This is a genomic window from Streptomyces sp. NPDC041796, assembly GCF_055590785.1.
This window is the reverse complement of the sequence record NZ_JBVJAH010000034.1, coordinates 15497-29718: the sequence shown is the minus strand read 5'-3', so window position 1 is coordinate 29718 and position 14222 is coordinate 15497. Positions and strand designations below refer to the sequence as shown.

Sequence of the window (14222 nt, the reverse complement as noted above, 5' to 3'; positions counted from 1 at the left end):
AGGTCCTGCCCGGCAATGCCCGCCGGGTGGTCACTCCGGGCTGCCGGCCAGGCGGGCGCTCGCTGATCCGACGGAGATTGTCAGACAGGCCCTAGGTCGCCAGGCGGTCGACTTCCATCTCAAGGTCCCCCGTCGGCGGGGCGGCCCCAGAGCCATTCCTGCGCACGTACCTGGCAAACATCTCCAGGCAGTCCAAGAAGGCCGCATCCGGGGCTTCGGAGTCCACCACCGAGTGAGTCACCTCGTGCAGCCAGTGCTGCGCTTCGCGACTCTCGCCCAGGGCCAGGTGGTGCAGGTGCAGGCAGTATGCGGCCGCGCGGTGGCCAGCTCCGGCGGCAAGCTGCCACCAGAACTGGGCGCTTTCCGGATGCCCGGTGAGGTACAGCAGGCACGCGAAGACGAGCGCGCCGTCGACGTCCAAGTGTTCCTCCCCGCGTTCGGTGCCGTCGGTGTCCTCGGCCAGGCGGTCGACGTGCACGGCGCCGCTCGGCTCGTTGAGCACCCAGCGGCAGACCACCGCCAAGCGCTTGCCAGCCTCGGCAGCACGAGCCATGTCCCTCGGCGGTGACGCTTTCGCCGCATCCCTCCGGCGTCGACGCACTCGACGATGGCGGCCGCGAGGTCCTCCGGCCGCGCGGCCGGGGTGACCGCGACGGCGGGGGCGGGGGGTCGGCCGGTGACGCGGCCCGCCCCGAAGATGGGGCGCAGCAGGAAGGTGCAGCCCGGGCAGATGCCGGGCGGCCGCGAGGTCCGGCCGGCGCCGAGGAGTCCGATGACGTAGGTGCCGTGGCGGCAGGACGCGTCGTCGCCCGTCGGACGGCAGGGATCGTCACCCACCATCTATGAGACCAAGGCGGGCATCAACCCGGTGGAGTAGGGCGTGTTCCGCCTATGGTGGGCGGTGCGACCCAGGCACAATCCGTGTCCGTGACTCCGTTATCGACCCATGCGAACGGCCGCCTTGCCTCCGACAGGATCAGGTCGTTGATTTCCTACTTAATGCGGTCTAGGAAGCCGAGCACCCGATGGTTGACCTGCATCGCGGCGTGTTCGTCGTAGGACGGCAGGCTGCTGTCGGTGAACAGGTGCCTGTTGCCGGGGTAGAGGAACAGCCCGGCATCCGTCACCATGTCGACGACCGCGCGGGCGGCGTCCGCGTCACCCTCCCCGGCGAAGAACGGATCTGCGTCCATGCCGTGAATCTGAACCGGGACGTCTTGGGGCCAGGCGGCGCCGAACTCCGAGACCGGGACGCACGCCTCGAGCAACAGTGCACCCTTTGCTCCGGGGCGAGTCTGGGCCAGCTTCTGCGCCGGCAGGACGCCGAGCGAGAAGCCAACATAGATGAGCTCCGCAGGCAGCCCCTCGGCGGCGGCGGCTCCGCGCGCGATGATCGTGTCGAACCCGACGCTCTCGGCATAGGCGGCGCCCTCCTCGAGGCTGTCGAATACCTGCCCTTCGTACAGATCTGGAGCGTGGACGGCGTGTCCGGCCCCTCGCAACTGCTCGGCGAAACTGCGAACGCCGGCGGTCAGCCCGTGTCCATGATGGAAGACCAGCACCTCAGCCATGTTGCTCCCCTCGTACTGCGGTGCCCGGGTGGCGCCGCGGCACGAGTATGGACCGCAGCACTGACATCCACGGGCCTCGGCCGAACAGGACCAGGCCGGTAGTCCCTGTTCGGTGAGGCGGCGGACTCGAGGGCGGCGACTCGCCGGTCTCGGAAGCGAAGGGTCGAGGGGATGACAAGGCCCGCACGTGGTCGGGTGAGAGGTGCAGCTCATATGGCAGGCAGCAGTCAGAGCAGAGGGTCGCGACCAATGTCCCGCAGGCGCAGACCTGGTTCAGCCCCCATCGGGAGTCGCCCCGCAGCATGCGGCGGAGGCGTGCCGCGTCGTCAGCCCGCGGCAGTCAGCCGGGTTCATGACGATATTGCCTCGTGACCCCTGCGAGACCAGTGGCTGCCCGTCGATGTTGTAGTGAGTTCCGTGCCGTGGCATCACTGAGCCGGGCGCCTGGGCAAGGACGAGAGGCGGGCCGTACGGTTCCGTCTCGATCGCGAAGCAGCCGGACGGCACAGTGGCCGGCGATGGCCCCATTTCCTCCGCCTCCCACCAGGCGTAGTCGGGAGCCTCGGGCACCGCTGGCAGACGCTTCAGCGGCCCCGTCAGCGCAGCGCTGCAGGCAGCGCACACAAACACGGTCATTTCCGGCGCGGTCCGCTCGAACATGGCGGCGTCAGGCACGGCGGCCTGCTCGATGCCCAGCTGGACACTGGCCCAATCCTGAAGACGCTGATCCTCCATGGAGGAACCGTACTGAAGCTGCCCCGCAGCCGCCTCCGCTGCGACTTCAAGTTGACGGAGGCTCACGGCAGCACATCGCTGTCGCGGGCGGTGGGCCGCCGCCACCGGTTTGAGCGTGTTCAATACAGTGGCGATGCTGGCCGGTACCGGCCTGCACTGGGGTGGCTGCCCGAGTGCCTTGGGGAGGGGCGGGCGTGGTCAGACAGGTGTGGCGGTTGGCAGCTTTGGCGGTGGCAGCGGTGACGCTGACGGTGTCGTGCGGCTACGCGGCGGCGATCCACGCCACGGAGATCTCAGCAGATCAGGTAGCGGGGCGATGGGCCAGCGAGGCGGGCACATCACTGACGTTCCACGCTGATCACACCTTTACCAGCGAGCACTTCGACACGTTGCCCGTCGCTTCGGACTGCGACAACCTGCCGCCCGTCGCGCGCCCGGAGCTGACATCGGGCCGCTGGGCGTTTGACGACGGGACCGCTGGCGAAACCGCCACACGCGGCGCCGTGCTGTCGCTGACCTTCACCGGCGGCGAGTGCGCCGTGCACGCCTACGTGTTCGGCGACGCAGCCGACCCGGCCCTGTGCCCGACCGATGACCCGGACGACGGCTGCCGGTCGAAGGACTATCTGCAGCGCATCGCGGGCCGACCGTAGACGCTCAGAACCACGCGCTCTGCTCGTGGGTGCCAGAGAAGGCAGGCCCCGCGGCTGCTCGATCAGCCGCGCGCCGACCGGAGCGAGCGTCGGTCCTTGTGCCCCTGATGCTGCGCGCCGTACCCCCGCTCCGCGGCCGTCCTTGCCCGTACCGTCGGGGGCGGGGCGGCTACTGGGTCAGTGTCCCTGCCCGGAGCGCGGGGCGGCGGGGCCGCTGTGGGGAGCGGCCCGGTGGTACTGCCCCAGCGTGCTGGCACCGGACGGGCGGACCTCAGCTCGTGACGGCCTCCACGATTTGCAGGGCGGCCTGAGCGGGCGTGAGGTGCGTGGTGTCGATGACCTCGGCCTCCCCGTGCAGCCACGTGCGGGCCGCCTCGGCGTAGGGCTCGAGGTATGCAAGACGGAACGGGGAAGGACCAAGGTCGGTGTCCCCCTCGATACGCCCGCGGAGGGTGTCCTGGTCAGCATGCAGAACGAAGTGCCGTACCGGAATCGCATACTGGGCCAGGCCCGAGCTGATCTCACGCCAGTACTGCTCGACGAGGACAGTCATGGGCATCACCAAAGTGCCACCGGTGTAGTCGAGTACACGGCGGGCGGTCTCGACCACGAGCGGCCGCCACGGCGACCAGTCCTGGAAGTTTCCCGTCCAGGGCAGCCCCGGCTTGATGTCCATGAGCGTCTCGCCGACCTTCTCGGCATCGAACACTCGTGAATCCGGGATCAGTTGCTGCACGAGTGCACTGGTCGTCGTCTTGCCTGCGCCATGAGTGCCGTTGAGCCATATGATCACGAAACCAACGCTACCCCCGTGCGGCACGCAGGTACGTCGCACCGACTGCGCATGCCGCCCAGTCGGTGGGAGAAACCGTTCAGTGCGAGTATCACCGACGCGCGAGGCAAGGCCGGCAGTTCGGGCAGCGGTTGGGTGAGGCCGTCATCGGGATCAATCGCGATGGGGCTGGCCGGGAGGGTGTTAGCGACGAGAGCGCCGGCGGGAACGGGCACATGCGCGGGGTGACTCGCCGCCGTCCGGCACCAACAGCTGTTCTTCGTCGGGATGCACCACCGCGGAAGACCGACACCTCCAGCCGGCGGAAGGGAGGACGGCGTGGACCCCGCGCAAACCGCCTCCCGCGCCGGCTTGACGTCCGGACTCCGGCGGGCGGCAGCCGCCGCTGTTCGAGCAGATCCCCCCGGGCACTTCGGTCGGCTGGACCCTGCCGACACCACCCTGGCCAGCCCGTGGCTGGCCAGGGCGAAGTATCTCGCGCACCGGCTCCCCGGGTCCCGCGGATGGGGGCGCAATATCCACTTCGCGGTCAACCGGGGCCTGGCCGATCGACTGGCAGCGCCATTACGCGGGGGTGCGGGCGCTGGTGGTGGACGGCGGCGCGGCAGTCGATGAGATCACCCCGGGGGGTGACGTGCACGGCGCGGACGTGGGTCGGTGGCTCGTACGGCAGCGCGAGACGGGGACGGAGCTGAGCCAGGCGCAGCGCCAGCGGCTGGGCGCGCTCCGGGTCACCGCGCCGGAACGGGCCGCCCCACCGAAGGCGGCCGGGCGGCGGCGTGGGAACTGGGCGTAGCGGCCGCGCGTGCTTACCTGGCCCGTGAGGGCACCCTGACCGGCGTTTCAAGGGCTCACGTCGAACACGTGGCACACGACGGCCAGGAGCACGCGGTGAAACTCGGCGTATGGCTGTCCAACCAGCGCTCCCGCCGCGCGGCGCTCCCCGCAGACCGCCTCGCGGTACCGAAGGGACTCGGAGTCGTCTGAACGGCGTGCAGGCCGTCGCCGGGCTCTGCGCGAGGTCCAGGGCGCGGTCGAGACCGAGCAGGGCCGCGTCCTGCGGGGCCTCCTCGCGGTCCGGCGCATGCAAGACGCCTCCGGCCGACCTGCGGCTGACGCGCGCCTTCTGGAGCACCCATCGCGAAGGCCGACGCTCTCCGAGCACCTCGTGGACCGCCGACGTGGGTGACGGCTCCAGCCGCTCTGTTCCGACCTGGTCGTAGTCGACGCCGTCGACCGGCCGCACGCGGTCGGGGGCCCGGAGCCACACCCGGTACTCTGCCGCCTCCACGCCGCCGTCCAACTGGTGGAGCGGCAGTATTCGCAGCGTGCGCTATTCGCAGGTGGGCGGAGAAGTGCTCCGGAGAGTTTGCCGTGGGCTGGCCTACCTGTACGTCCGTGCTCGACACTGAGGCGATGGGGAGAGGTAAAAAGAAGAAGAGGAAGCCAAATGGGCCCGCAGTGGGGCCGGTTGGCGCAGCCGTACGACCCAACGGGGGGAGCCGCGCGCTTGCCGACTGGGGACCACCGTACGGGTCCGGGGAACGGGCTCGCTACGAACGCGAGCAACAGGAGAACATTCGTCGGCTGCTGCTCGAGGGGCACGTGGACGAGGTCGCTTCGATGGCGGCCACCGGCACGGTGTATGCCAAGGCACGGCTGGCCGAGTACTACGCCGAGCACGGCCGGTGGGAGAATCTCCACGGCCTCGCCAGTCGCCCCACCCCGCACCTGATCGAACTGCTTCGCCTCGTCGTCGACCCCGGTGACATGCCCCTCGAGGCGGCGGTCACCGTCCTGAAGGTCCGCATGGTGGCATGGGACGACGAAGCCTTCCGGCACGTGATCGACCTGCTGTACCAGCGCGGCCTGGTCGAGCACGCCCTCGATGAGCTGCTCGCCGGCGCCGGCACCCCGCCCGACTGGAAATCCCTGGACTGCGCGGAGTGGCACCTGCGGGTGTACCTGCTGCTCCGCGAGGACCGTGTGGTCGAGGCGCTGGCCATGGCCGACGCCCCCCGGACCCGGTCATGGCTGGCGCCCGTCCTGGCTGAGCGGGGACACGTCGACGCGCTGCGCACCCTGGCACGCCCGGGCGAGACGGGCTTCGCCCTGCTCCTGGCTCGCACCCTTATCGCTCAGGGCCGGGTAGAGGAGGGTATCGCCATCATGCAGCAGCGCATCGACGCGGGCGAGGGATCCGCCCACCAGTGGACGGTTGACCTGCTCGTCGAACTGGGCCACGTCGACCGGGCCTTGGAAGTCCTGCGCAGCCGTCCGTACCAGCCCCACGCCATTCCGAACACCGCCGGCTTCAACGTCGCCCAGCTCCTGGACGAGCACGGACGCCACGAGGAGGCCATTGAGGTGCTGCGCACCCACAGCTCCGCACCGAAGCAGCTGGCCGAGCTGCTGGCCGGCCTTGGACGCATGGACGAGGCCATGGCCGTGCTGGATGCTGCGCTGAGCAATGGTATTTGGCGATACGTCACCGCTGAGCTGGCCGAGCACCAAGCGGCTCTGCTTGCCCGCTACGGAATGCTCCGTGAGCTGCACCATCGCGCGGTGAACGGCCACCCGGAATATCGGGAGATCATGCGCTCCCATCTGACGCACGCCAGTCAGCCGGGACGGGGGAAAGGGTGATCGACTCCGGTGTCCCCGGGTGAACGGATCCCTGTGTCAGCCAGGGCGAGGCGCTGTTTCTTCCTGTAGAAGGCCCTTCTGCAGCAGATGTCAGGAACAGAAGGTGCAATGACACCGGGAGAGGGTCCCTTCTCCCGGCCAGGTGGGCGCTGTGAGCGGCCCGGAGATGCGTTACGAAAAAGGAGCAGGAGGCACGGGGTTGCCGTCCTGTTCTACTGGTCCCGGGGCGACGGCAGCCCCACGAGATACAGCCAGCCCGTCTCGGCGTCACCCCCAGGAAGGATCCGCGGATTCTCAGCCGTGGGCAGTACGTCCGCGACGGACGGGTGCAGCTGCCTGGGGTGCCATTGCGACTCGCTGTTGCTGGCCATGGTTCGACGGTAGCCGCGGGGACTGACACGGTGCCAGGGGATTACCACTCCTCGCACGCCCTGCTGAGGCGCCGCCTAGGATCCGTGCTGAGCGGGGTGGTTCCCTCGTTGGGCGGCAGCCACGGCTATCTGGGGATAGTGCGGTGCGGCGACCGGAGATCGAAGATTTCGCGCCCGTTGGCTGAGCGGGTCATGGGGCTCCGCCCACGGCGTACCAGAGGACATAGTGTGAATCGTCGCCGTACATGTCCGCCTGAAACTCGCCCATGCCGGCTCCGCTGACGTTGACACTGCCGATGGTGTCATCGTCGCCTACGTCGACTTCCCTGACCCATATGGTTTCAGTGCCCTCGAAGTGCCTGGGCGTACGGTCTATGTCCCGATGACGGCCGCCCTTCATCTCCGAACGGAACACTGGTTCGTTTTTGAACCAGATGACGACGTCGTCGGCTCCGACTCCGGAGGTCGTCTCGTGGCACTTGATGGACCTGAAGACCACATCGGGCATGATGATCCCCTTCCTCAGCACGATTTTGAGGCCAAGGGTTATTCACTCGGATCGCTGCGCCGGGAGGCTGGTGAAGATTCTCGGCCCGTCAGGTTGAGAGGGCGCGGCAGCCTGTAATTCCATGTTCTTGCAGCCGCCCACGTCACGCAACCGGCTTCGCCCAACATGCACGGTCAGCCCATGACGCGGCGACGCGTCCCAGGATCGCGGGCATGGTGTCGCCGGACCCGAGCTGCAACACGGGAAGGGGCGGGTGACTACATCTCGACCTCGCACCCGCCGACTCCGACCGTGGGCGCCTCGATCTCGGGCTCCGGCTGCTGTATCACTGGCTCGTCCCGGCGGGCGCGCTCCGCCTCCTCGATCTGCTGTGTCTGCTCGCGGTCGGCTGCCGGTAAGGACAGTGCCGGCTTGTCATAGGCAGACGGTGGTAAGGGCGGAGGAGCGGTACATACAGCAGGATCGTCTCAAGGACAGCCACGCGGCTGAACCTGCCATCGGACATTGCCGATATCAGCCCGCCGTTCATCACCCTGAGCTACCTGTCACTTGGTGCGCCGTTCGTTAACGGCGCGCCAATAAGCCAGCAGGATCGTCACCAGCCGCAAACGAGGGGTTTCACGTCCGGCGGGGTCGCGTTCGGTGACGTGTCGGGCGACCGAGTCGACGCCGGGGCGGCCTTATCCGCTCCAGGGAGCGCGATCAGAAGCGGAACGGCCACCTACGCCTGCGAGGTTCTCTGAAGCCGGCGTACAGCTCGCGCACGCGCTCGGAGATGGCTTCATAGGCGGCTTCCACTGCCTCGCTCGTCTCTTTGAGCGCTGTGTAGGGGCCGATGCCGAGCGTGCCCCTCTGCATGCCTTCCTCGAACGTCGCAGGCGCGTCCTGGTACACGCTCCAAGTCCGGTCGGTGATGCGTTCGGCAGCCACCTTCACCAGCTCCCGCACCTTGCCGTCGAGGATGAATCCGACCTGTGCATCGAGGGCGGCATCAGCCTCCCTGATGGCGGTCCGGCATTGCTCAGTACGGTCGTCGGGTGGTTCCGAATAACGAGGGTCGGGCTGCTTTGCGGAGATGAGCTCGTCTCCGTGATGGCGACGCAGGTTCCGCAGGAGCTGGTTGACCTCTACGAGGTGCTCCAGCTCGAACGCTTCACGCCGTTCGAGCTTGGTTTGGAGGAAGTCTTCCCGACGCTCTCCGCGCTGGCGCTGGTGGTCGACCCAGTTGGACACCTGGGTCAGCAGGCTTCCGAGGACGAGGCCCGCGAGTCCCCACCAGTACGTTGCCTGTTCCATGGCCGGAGTCTAAGAGCTGTCCCGTAAATGATCTCGGACGGGCTTGTTGGCCTGCTCGCTTCTTGGTCACCTGGCGAGGGTGAGGTTGTGAAGGCAGGCGATGCCGAGCATGGCGTAGTGAACGCCGTCGCCTTTCAGTCGGCAGTCACGCAGGATTTTCCAGCCCTTCATCCGCGCGAAGGTGTGCTCGACGCGGGGCTGCGCGAACGCGGTACTGCAGCGGTTCAGTCTGTTCGACCTGCCCCCTTACCAGTGTCTGCGCGCGTAGGAGATGGCGTGCCCGTCGGGCCGTGGACGGTCGGCTCCACTCATCCCATCGACGAGAGCAGCCGGTCGGCTCCCACCAGTCCCAGTGTCGTTCCAATGGCGTTGGCGCACAGGAAGAGGACGTTCTGGCCTGTGGACAACGGTTCCGCCTCGGGATCGGTCGTCAGCGCCCTGAGGCGGTCCTGGCTCAGCCCCCACACCATTCCCCGCACACCGACCGGCTTACGGAAGGCCAGGAGAACCCCGACGGCGCCGAAAAGCGTGGCCGCACCGCCCAAGGGAACATCCGCTGCGAACAACTCCACGGCACCCGCCGCCAGAAGAAGCGGGCTGATGAGGCGGTATGCCTCATGTCCCCGGCGGTACGGGCGGAAGACAACCCAGTTCAAGAATATGACGCAGGCCACGGAGGCGGGCATCACCACGAGCCCCGCGAAGATGTGCGCGGACTGCTTCCCGGAACATGTGACGCCGTACCGCGATTGGCAGCCTCCAGTGATCGCCATGTCCCGGTAGATCAGGTACAGCATCCCTAGTAGGACAGCCGCGACACCAGTGCACACCGCCATGACCACGTACGTGCCGGACGTCGGCCGCGTAGGCACCGTTTGGACCGGCATACCAGTTCCCCCACTCCAGACGGGCCGACCTAGGCCGTGTTTTAGAAGTGTGCCTCGCCCCACCGTGATGATCTCGGTGGGGCGAGGGGATCTTTCAGACCTCAATCACGGTCTAACCCTCGCTTTCATAGCTATCGAACCAGTGGGTGTCGAAGTAGCGGGCCGTCGAGAACGGGTGCTGCCGGTTGGTGAGCATGCGGTAGACGAACTCGGCGGTCGTCTCCTCGAACCGCTCCCACGAGTCGGGGATGTCCTCCTTCACGAGGATGGGCCACCTGTCGGGGTCCGGGTCCTCGGTGAGCCAGTAGAACTGGTCGGCTTGCTCGGAGCTCGCCCACTCCAGCAGCCCGCCGGGGGCCGGGTATACCTCGTACGGCTCCCACAGGCCGCTGCGGTGCGTCCTGGCCCACTCGCCTAGCCACTCGGTGTGCAGGACGATGTCATCGCTCTGAAAACCGGCGTCAGGTACATGGAGTTGGAGGTAGCCGTCGAATGCGCCGTGCCCGAACATCTCGGCGAGCCGCTTGTAGTCACCGGGCAGCGCAGTCCCGATCCGGGTCTCGACCGCCACCCAATCGACCGTACGCGCACGCGTCGTGTCCCATCCCGTGACGGCGACGACGCCGTCTACCCAGGACGTCACCTCCGCCAGGTCCGCCGCCGGGTCCTCCCGCTCTGCGACCAGCGCCACGGTCCTTACGCCGTCGTCGAAGCGGGCGGTGCCGCAGCCGATCCACCGGCCCGCGTGCGCCCACGCGCGCATCTCCACGATCCGCTCGCCGAACGGGGCCAGGAGCGGAAGCCCGGTCCGGCCGGTCACGGTTGGATCGGCGTACCCACCCATGGCGAGATTGCGCGGCTGCCCGTACCGTGCGCTGAGCGCCTCCTGGAGCACGGAGAGGTTGTTCTCGTCCGAAGACGCCAGGCATACATGTCCTGCGGGGTGTCCTGCCTCGTCACACTCCAGATTGCTCGTTCCTGGCCAGGCCAGGTGGTGGACGGCCGAGAGGAGTTCTTCCTGTTCGTCCATGGCAGGCATTGAAGCGGACGCGACCGACATCGACGTAGGCGGGCAGCCAGGGCGTGCTTGAGACGTTGAGGGTGTCGGCACGGTAGTACGCGGCCCACCATCGCTCCTGTCTCCCCTCGACCCGCTGACCTGACCGCGGCCAGGATGACATGCAGGGCTGATACTTCCGGCAGGTCACAGCCATTCGTTGATCGCGGCGATGAGGACGGTTGCCTCGAAGCGGACCGCGAGCTTGTCGAACCGGGTGGCCACGGCACGGTTCCGTTTCAGCCGGTTGATGCCGCACTCGACCGCGTGCCGGGCCTTGTAGTCCTCGCGGTCGAAGGCCGGCGGCCGCCCGCCGGCCGTTCCCTGACGTTTACGGTTACTGGCCTGATCGGCCGGTTCAGGGATCGTGCAACGGATCCCGCGTCGACGCAGGTACTCGCGGTTCGCGCGGGATGAGTACGCCTTGTCACCCCGCACCCGCAGAGGTCGGACGCGGGGCCGGCCCGGACCGAGGCGAGGAACCCTGATGGCTTCCAGCACGGCCGTGAAGTGCGGGCTGTTCCACGCTGTCCTGCCGTGACCAGCAGAGATAACGGTCTCTGGCCTTGTTCGCAGGCCAGGTGGATCTTTGTGGTCCAGCCTCCGCGGGATCTACCCAAACCGTGGTCCTCGGGTTCGACCTGGTCGCCGCCCGACGGTTCTTTCTGGGCCTGCCCGTCATGCCGGGCACCGGCCGCGTGCTGATGGGCCCGGCAGATCGTGGAATCGACGTTGACCTCCCAGGTGATCAGCCCGGCCGCGTCCGCCCGGGCTTGCAGCCCGGTCAGCACCAAGGCCCAGACACCGTCGCGCTGCCAGCGGCGGAAGAGCCCATAAACCGTCTGCCACGGACCATATTCCGTCGGGAGATCCCGCCACGGGGCACCCGTCCGCACCCGCCAGCGGATTCCGTCGATCAATCGCCGCCGGCTCACCGACGGCCTGCCCAACGCCGCGACTGGCAACAACGGCCCCAGAACCGCCCACTGGTCATCCGAAAGATCCCCTCGCCCCACACCGAGAGCATCACGGCACGAGGCGAGACACGGAACCCAGTTCTAAAACACGGCCTAGCCCCTCCACCCCAAGCTGTCGATCATTAAGCCAGTCGAACGACGCCACGTCGACAACCGGCCCACCAGCCGCGTCATCAACCTGTGGGGCAACCCAGCAGCTGCGGGAGCCTCGGAGCAGACACCAGGGGCACATGACACGAGGATTCCGGAACCCCTGACTGCAAAAGCGGGACAGCCTTTAGGCAGGGGTGACCCGAACCGGGACCCGAGGACTCACCGGGTCGGAGAGTCAGGGTTCTCGGGGTGCAGGGGGCTCACACGACCTCACGTGCCGAACGTGCCTCAAGACCCCTCAGATACTTGTCAGGCACGTACCGATTCAGCGCCGTGCCTTATATGCCTCATGGTCTCCACGCCGCCCTAGATAACGGTGGCGCTCGCCAAGCTCTACGGGAGTGCCGACGTCGACCGGGCACTCGGGACCGCGGCGACGGTCGGACGGTTCGCCGAGGGCGACCTGCTGTCGATCCTCGACCACCAGGGCGAGCACGACCGTGTCGAGCCGATCCGCCGCAGCGATGACCACAGACTGCCGGGCACCTCCGCCTGGTCAGGCTTCGGCTCGGCCTGAGCCCTCGGGCTCCTCTTCGACCAGGCCGCTGGCGAAGGGGAAGTTCTCCAAGAACTCCCGCCGGCCCGGATCCTGCTCGGCCTCGGCCAGGTCGGCGAGGACCTTCAGGAACCGGTCGCGCTGGTCCTGCGGCAACTGCCCCAGCACCCAGCTCACGCTCTCCATCATCTTCACCGCGGAGTCAGGGTCGACCTCGTCGTCCTCGCAGCTGTCGAGGAACCAGACGACGTCGACGACGAGTCCGGCGAGTACGGGCACCAGTGGGTCCGTGTCAGTCATCCGGGAAACCTATCCGACCCCCGTGACAGCAGCCCCACCACCTCGGCCGACGGGCACTCGACGTCGGCCCTGACTGGAAAGAGCACCTGTTTCATGAACGACAGTCCTGCCAAAGCGGCCGCGGCGCGGCCGCGCATGCAAGCACCGCTCAGGCCAACTCGAAGCGACGTCCGGGGTTAGGTCCTCGGTTCCCACGAGACGATGGCCCTGAGCCAGGCGCCTACACCTGCCGCAGCGGTCATCGGTCGGCTCCAAACTGTGGCCACAAAGATCCTCTCAACCGATTCGAGCGCCAGTTCACCAGTAGTTGTCTGGCCGCCAGCCCCCACCGGCTCGATGAGATTCAGTCCGAGACTGTGAACAAGACGCTGGTGGTCCGCCCGATCAGCGGGGACACGATGCTGCGGCTCATCCAGCCGAGGACAGCAGCACCCGAGCGGTGCTCGAGAAATACGGCTGCGAACTGCCTTGAGCACGCCATCTGCCGCGGTGGGGTGGATAGGGGTGCAGAGGGTGCCGGCCGCACGGGGGTGCGTTGTCGTCATGACTGGGCGTTCGGTCATCGACCAGGGCCGCGGCCCCAGCCGTGCTGCGTGTACGCCGCGCTTGGGAGCTACCCCACCCGGTTCACATCACCACGGTCGCTTCCCGGCCACGACCACAAGACCTCCGGGGCGTCCTCGAGTGCCAAGAAGCACGCCGCGCGGTTCGGTTCGTCCACCGAGACTTCCAAGAGACGGGCCCGACCGTCTCCCGCATCCCGAACTGCAAGATGCAGAACTCCCGCCTGCGTCTCGGCCAGTTGCGTCTCCAGATGGGCCCGACGCAGGAGCACGGAAGCCTCGAAGCCGTACCCCGAGTCAGCACGCGTGGTGGCCGGGGGACTGATTCCGTCGGGGGCGCCGTCGGTGAGGTTGCCGAGATCGGACCGCCACTCGCGAGGGAAGCTCCGGTCGAGGAGCACCACTGCGCCACTGCTCACGTCCACCAGATGAACGCCCTTCGCCTCGGCGCTCCACTGCAGGCGCGCAAGCCGATGCGGACCGCGGGGATTCGGGGTGCCGACCAGGGCCCGTGCCAGCGCGGGAGGGCCCGGCGGTCGACGCGGATGTCCAGGCGGTCGGGATGGGGATGACGCTGCGGATGCCGAACAGGCCCATGTCGGCGCTTACCGGATGACGTCCGAATTCCTCAGCCAGGAGTTCGACGATCGGTACTTCCCAGCGCTGTTGTTCTCGGGAAGGGTTCGGCACGGCCTGTTCCGCGCGGGGGTTAGCCCGATGCCCCTGCTGACTCTGGGCGTACGTTTCGTTGGTCGCGAGCTGACGCAGACGGATCATCTCGCCCGATTCGGGGCTGGCCGGCGTCTCATACATGACGACTCCCTGCTGCACTGCCCGGTCAATGCACAAGAAGGAGAGGAAAAATGGGTCAAGCCAACCAGTCAGTCAGGCCTTCGCCACGTCTGCTTCTGCCTTCCCGATGCCGCGGCCTCCGGGGGCGGCATCCCAGCACGGCTGCGTGGACAGCCGACGGAACTGTACAACCTGCCACGCCCCACTTCGGCACGATTCGACAGAGATGCGCCGGCGTGCCGCGCGGCTATTCCCCGACCCGCCTCAGCAAAGACCCACCCGGGCAGCCCGGCGCTGCCGAATGGCGCAGCGATCCGGGTGAGCCCCTAAGGGTGCTGTCCGGCAGGTCGACCGAAGCCGGCCTGCTCCCACGGCACTCCTCCATGCGGTGGATCTCGATGGCGGCGCCTCCGCCGCATGGCGG

15 protein-coding genes and 2 pseudogenes are annotated in these 14222 nt (G+C 67.8%); 5 read left to right on the top strand and 12 right to left on the bottom strand.

The window, feature by feature from the left end:
- Positions 1-91 precede the first annotated feature (91 nt).
- From ACZ6C1_RS36230 to ACZ6C1_RS36220, 3 genes are all read right to left on the bottom strand, one after another.
- The gene (locus tag ACZ6C1_RS36230; RefSeq protein ID WP_469247239.1) at positions 92-553 is read right to left on the bottom strand and encodes a hypothetical protein; all 462 of its coding nucleotides are present in this window, start codon (positions 551-553) and stop codon (positions 92-94) included.
- A gap of 439 nt (positions 554-992) precedes the next feature.
- Positions 993-1571, bottom strand: a complete 579-nt coding sequence (locus tag ACZ6C1_RS36225) for a dienelactone hydrolase family protein (protein WP_469247238.1) — start codon at positions 1569-1571, stop codon at positions 993-995.
- Between the two features lie 273 nt (positions 1572-1844).
- Complete coding sequence (locus ACZ6C1_RS36220) at positions 1845-2306, bottom strand: hypothetical protein (RefSeq protein WP_469247237.1); 462 nt, start codon at positions 2304-2306, stop codon at positions 1845-1847.
- A gap of 194 nt (positions 2307-2500) precedes the next feature.
- On the opposite strand from ACZ6C1_RS36220, the gene ACZ6C1_RS36215 reads away from it, so the two are divergent.
- Entirely contained in the window at positions 2501-2959 is a 459-nt protein-coding gene (locus ACZ6C1_RS36215; protein WP_469247236.1) for a hypothetical protein, read from the top strand.
- 271 nt (positions 2960-3230) lie between these two features.
- On the opposite strand, the gene ACZ6C1_RS36210 is transcribed toward ACZ6C1_RS36215, so the two are convergent.
- Positions 3231-3752 (bottom strand): P-loop nucleotide/nucleoside kinase family protein, encoded by a 522-nt coding sequence (locus ACZ6C1_RS36210; RefSeq protein WP_469247235.1) that lies wholly within the window; start codon positions 3750-3752, stop codon positions 3231-3233.
- A 574-nt stretch (positions 3753-4326) separates the two neighbouring features.
- Here ACZ6C1_RS36210 and ACZ6C1_RS36205 point away from each other — a divergent pair.
- The 3 genes from ACZ6C1_RS36205 to ACZ6C1_RS36195 all read left to right on the top strand — a co-directional run bounded on the left by ACZ6C1_RS36205 (position 4327) and on the right by ACZ6C1_RS36195 (position 6398).
- Positions 4327-4548 carry a hypothetical protein gene (locus tag ACZ6C1_RS36205; RefSeq protein ID WP_469247244.1) on the top strand — a complete coding sequence of 74 codons (222 nt, stop codon included), beginning with the start codon at positions 4327-4329 and terminating at the stop codon, positions 4546-4548.
- The gene (locus tag ACZ6C1_RS36200) at positions 4539-4739 is read left to right on the top strand and encodes a helicase associated domain-containing protein (protein WP_469247241.1); all 201 of its coding nucleotides are present in this window, start codon (positions 4539-4541) and stop codon (positions 4737-4739) included. Before ACZ6C1_RS36205 ends, ACZ6C1_RS36200 begins: the two co-directional genes overlap by 10 nt.
- Positions 4740-5357: 618 nt before the next feature.
- On the top strand, positions 5358-6398 hold the full coding sequence (locus ACZ6C1_RS36195) for a hypothetical protein (protein WP_469247234.1): 1041 nt from the start codon (positions 5358-5360) through the stop codon (positions 6396-6398).
- Positions 6399-6610: 212 nt separating this feature from the next.
- Here ACZ6C1_RS36195 and ACZ6C1_RS36190 read toward each other — a convergent pair whose 3' ends face one another.
- The 7 genes and pseudogenes from ACZ6C1_RS36190 to ACZ6C1_RS36160 all read right to left on the bottom strand — a co-directional run bounded on the left by ACZ6C1_RS36190 (position 6611) and on the right by ACZ6C1_RS36160 (position 11533).
- Entirely contained in the window at positions 6611-6769 is a 159-nt protein-coding gene (locus ACZ6C1_RS36190; protein WP_469247233.1) for a hypothetical protein, read from the bottom strand.
- Positions 6770-6959: 190 nt separating this feature from the next.
- Entirely contained in the window at positions 6960-7277 is a 318-nt protein-coding gene (locus ACZ6C1_RS36185) for a hypothetical protein (RefSeq protein ID WP_469247231.1), read from the bottom strand.
- 702 nt (positions 7278-7979) lie between these two features.
- Positions 7980-8573 (bottom strand): hypothetical protein, encoded by a 594-nt coding sequence (locus ACZ6C1_RS36180; RefSeq protein ID WP_469247230.1) that lies wholly within the window; start codon positions 8571-8573, stop codon positions 7980-7982.
- A 66-nt stretch (positions 8574-8639) separates the two neighbouring features.
- A pseudogene (locus ACZ6C1_RS36175) lies at positions 8640-8768 on the bottom strand (IS5/IS1182 family transposase); the annotation flags it as partial.
- Positions 8769-8881: 113 nt separating this feature from the next.
- Positions 8882-9370 (bottom strand): hypothetical protein, encoded by a 489-nt coding sequence (locus tag ACZ6C1_RS36170; RefSeq protein ID WP_469247229.1) that lies wholly within the window; start codon positions 9368-9370, stop codon positions 8882-8884.
- Positions 9371-9572: 202 nt separating this feature from the next.
- Positions 9573-10490, bottom strand: a complete 918-nt coding sequence (locus ACZ6C1_RS36165; RefSeq protein WP_469247228.1) for a hypothetical protein — start codon at positions 10488-10490, stop codon at positions 9573-9575.
- A gap of 174 nt (positions 10491-10664) precedes the next feature.
- Positions 10665-11533 (bottom strand): IS5 family transposase gene (locus tag ACZ6C1_RS36160; protein ID WP_469247227.1). Its coding sequence is split into 2 segments (ribosomal slippage): positions 10665-11041 and positions 11041-11533, totalling 870 coding nucleotides; the frame shifts between segments, so codons are not numbered across the junction.
- A 430-nt stretch (positions 11534-11963) separates the two neighbouring features.
- Here ACZ6C1_RS36160 and ACZ6C1_RS36155 point away from each other — a divergent pair.
- A pseudogene (locus ACZ6C1_RS36155) lies at positions 11964-12164 on the top strand (IS21 family transposase); the annotation flags it as partial.
- Here ACZ6C1_RS36155 and ACZ6C1_RS36150 read toward each other — a convergent pair.
- Positions 12144-12443, bottom strand: coding sequence for a hypothetical protein (locus tag ACZ6C1_RS36150; protein ID WP_469247226.1), 300 nt, complete (start codon positions 12441-12443; stop codon positions 12144-12146). The pseudogene ACZ6C1_RS36155 and the gene ACZ6C1_RS36150 overlap by 21 nt on opposite strands.
- Between the last annotated feature and the right edge of the window lie 1779 nt (positions 12444-14222).

Bases quoted from the DNA above. Each gene is read 5' to 3' on its own strand.
- ACZ6C1_RS36165 (WP_469247228.1), bottom strand. From the start codon at position 10,490: ATGGACGAACAGGAAGAACTCCTCTCGGCCGTCCACCACCTGGCCTGG.
- ACZ6C1_RS36220 (WP_469247237.1), bottom strand. From the start codon at position 2,306: ATGGAGGATCAGCGTCTTCAGGATTGGGCCAGTGTCCAGCTGGGCATC.
- ACZ6C1_RS36180 (WP_469247230.1), bottom strand. From the start codon at position 8,573: ATGGAACAGGCAACGTACTGGTGGGGACTCGCGGGCCTCGTCCTCGGA.
- ACZ6C1_RS36190 (WP_469247233.1), bottom strand. From the start codon at position 6,769: ATGGCCAGCAACAGCGAGTCGCAATGGCACCCCAGGCAGCTGCACCCG.
- ACZ6C1_RS36170 (WP_469247229.1), bottom strand. From the start codon at position 9,370: ATGCTGTACCTGATCTACCGGGACATGGCGATCACTGGAGGCTGCCAA.
- ACZ6C1_RS36225 (WP_469247238.1), bottom strand. From the start codon at position 1,571: ATGGCTGAGGTGCTGGTCTTCCATCATGGACACGGGCTGACCGCCGGC.
- ACZ6C1_RS36185 (WP_469247231.1), bottom strand. From the start codon at position 7,277: ATGCCCGATGTGGTCTTCAGGTCCATCAAGTGCCACGAGACGACCTCC.
- ACZ6C1_RS36230 (WP_469247239.1), bottom strand. From the start codon at position 553: ATGGCTCGTGCTGCCGAGGCTGGCAAGCGCTTGGCGGTGGTCTGCCGC.
- ACZ6C1_RS36150 (WP_469247226.1), bottom strand. From the start codon at position 12,443: ATGACTGACACGGACCCACTGGTGCCCGTACTCGCCGGACTCGTCGTC.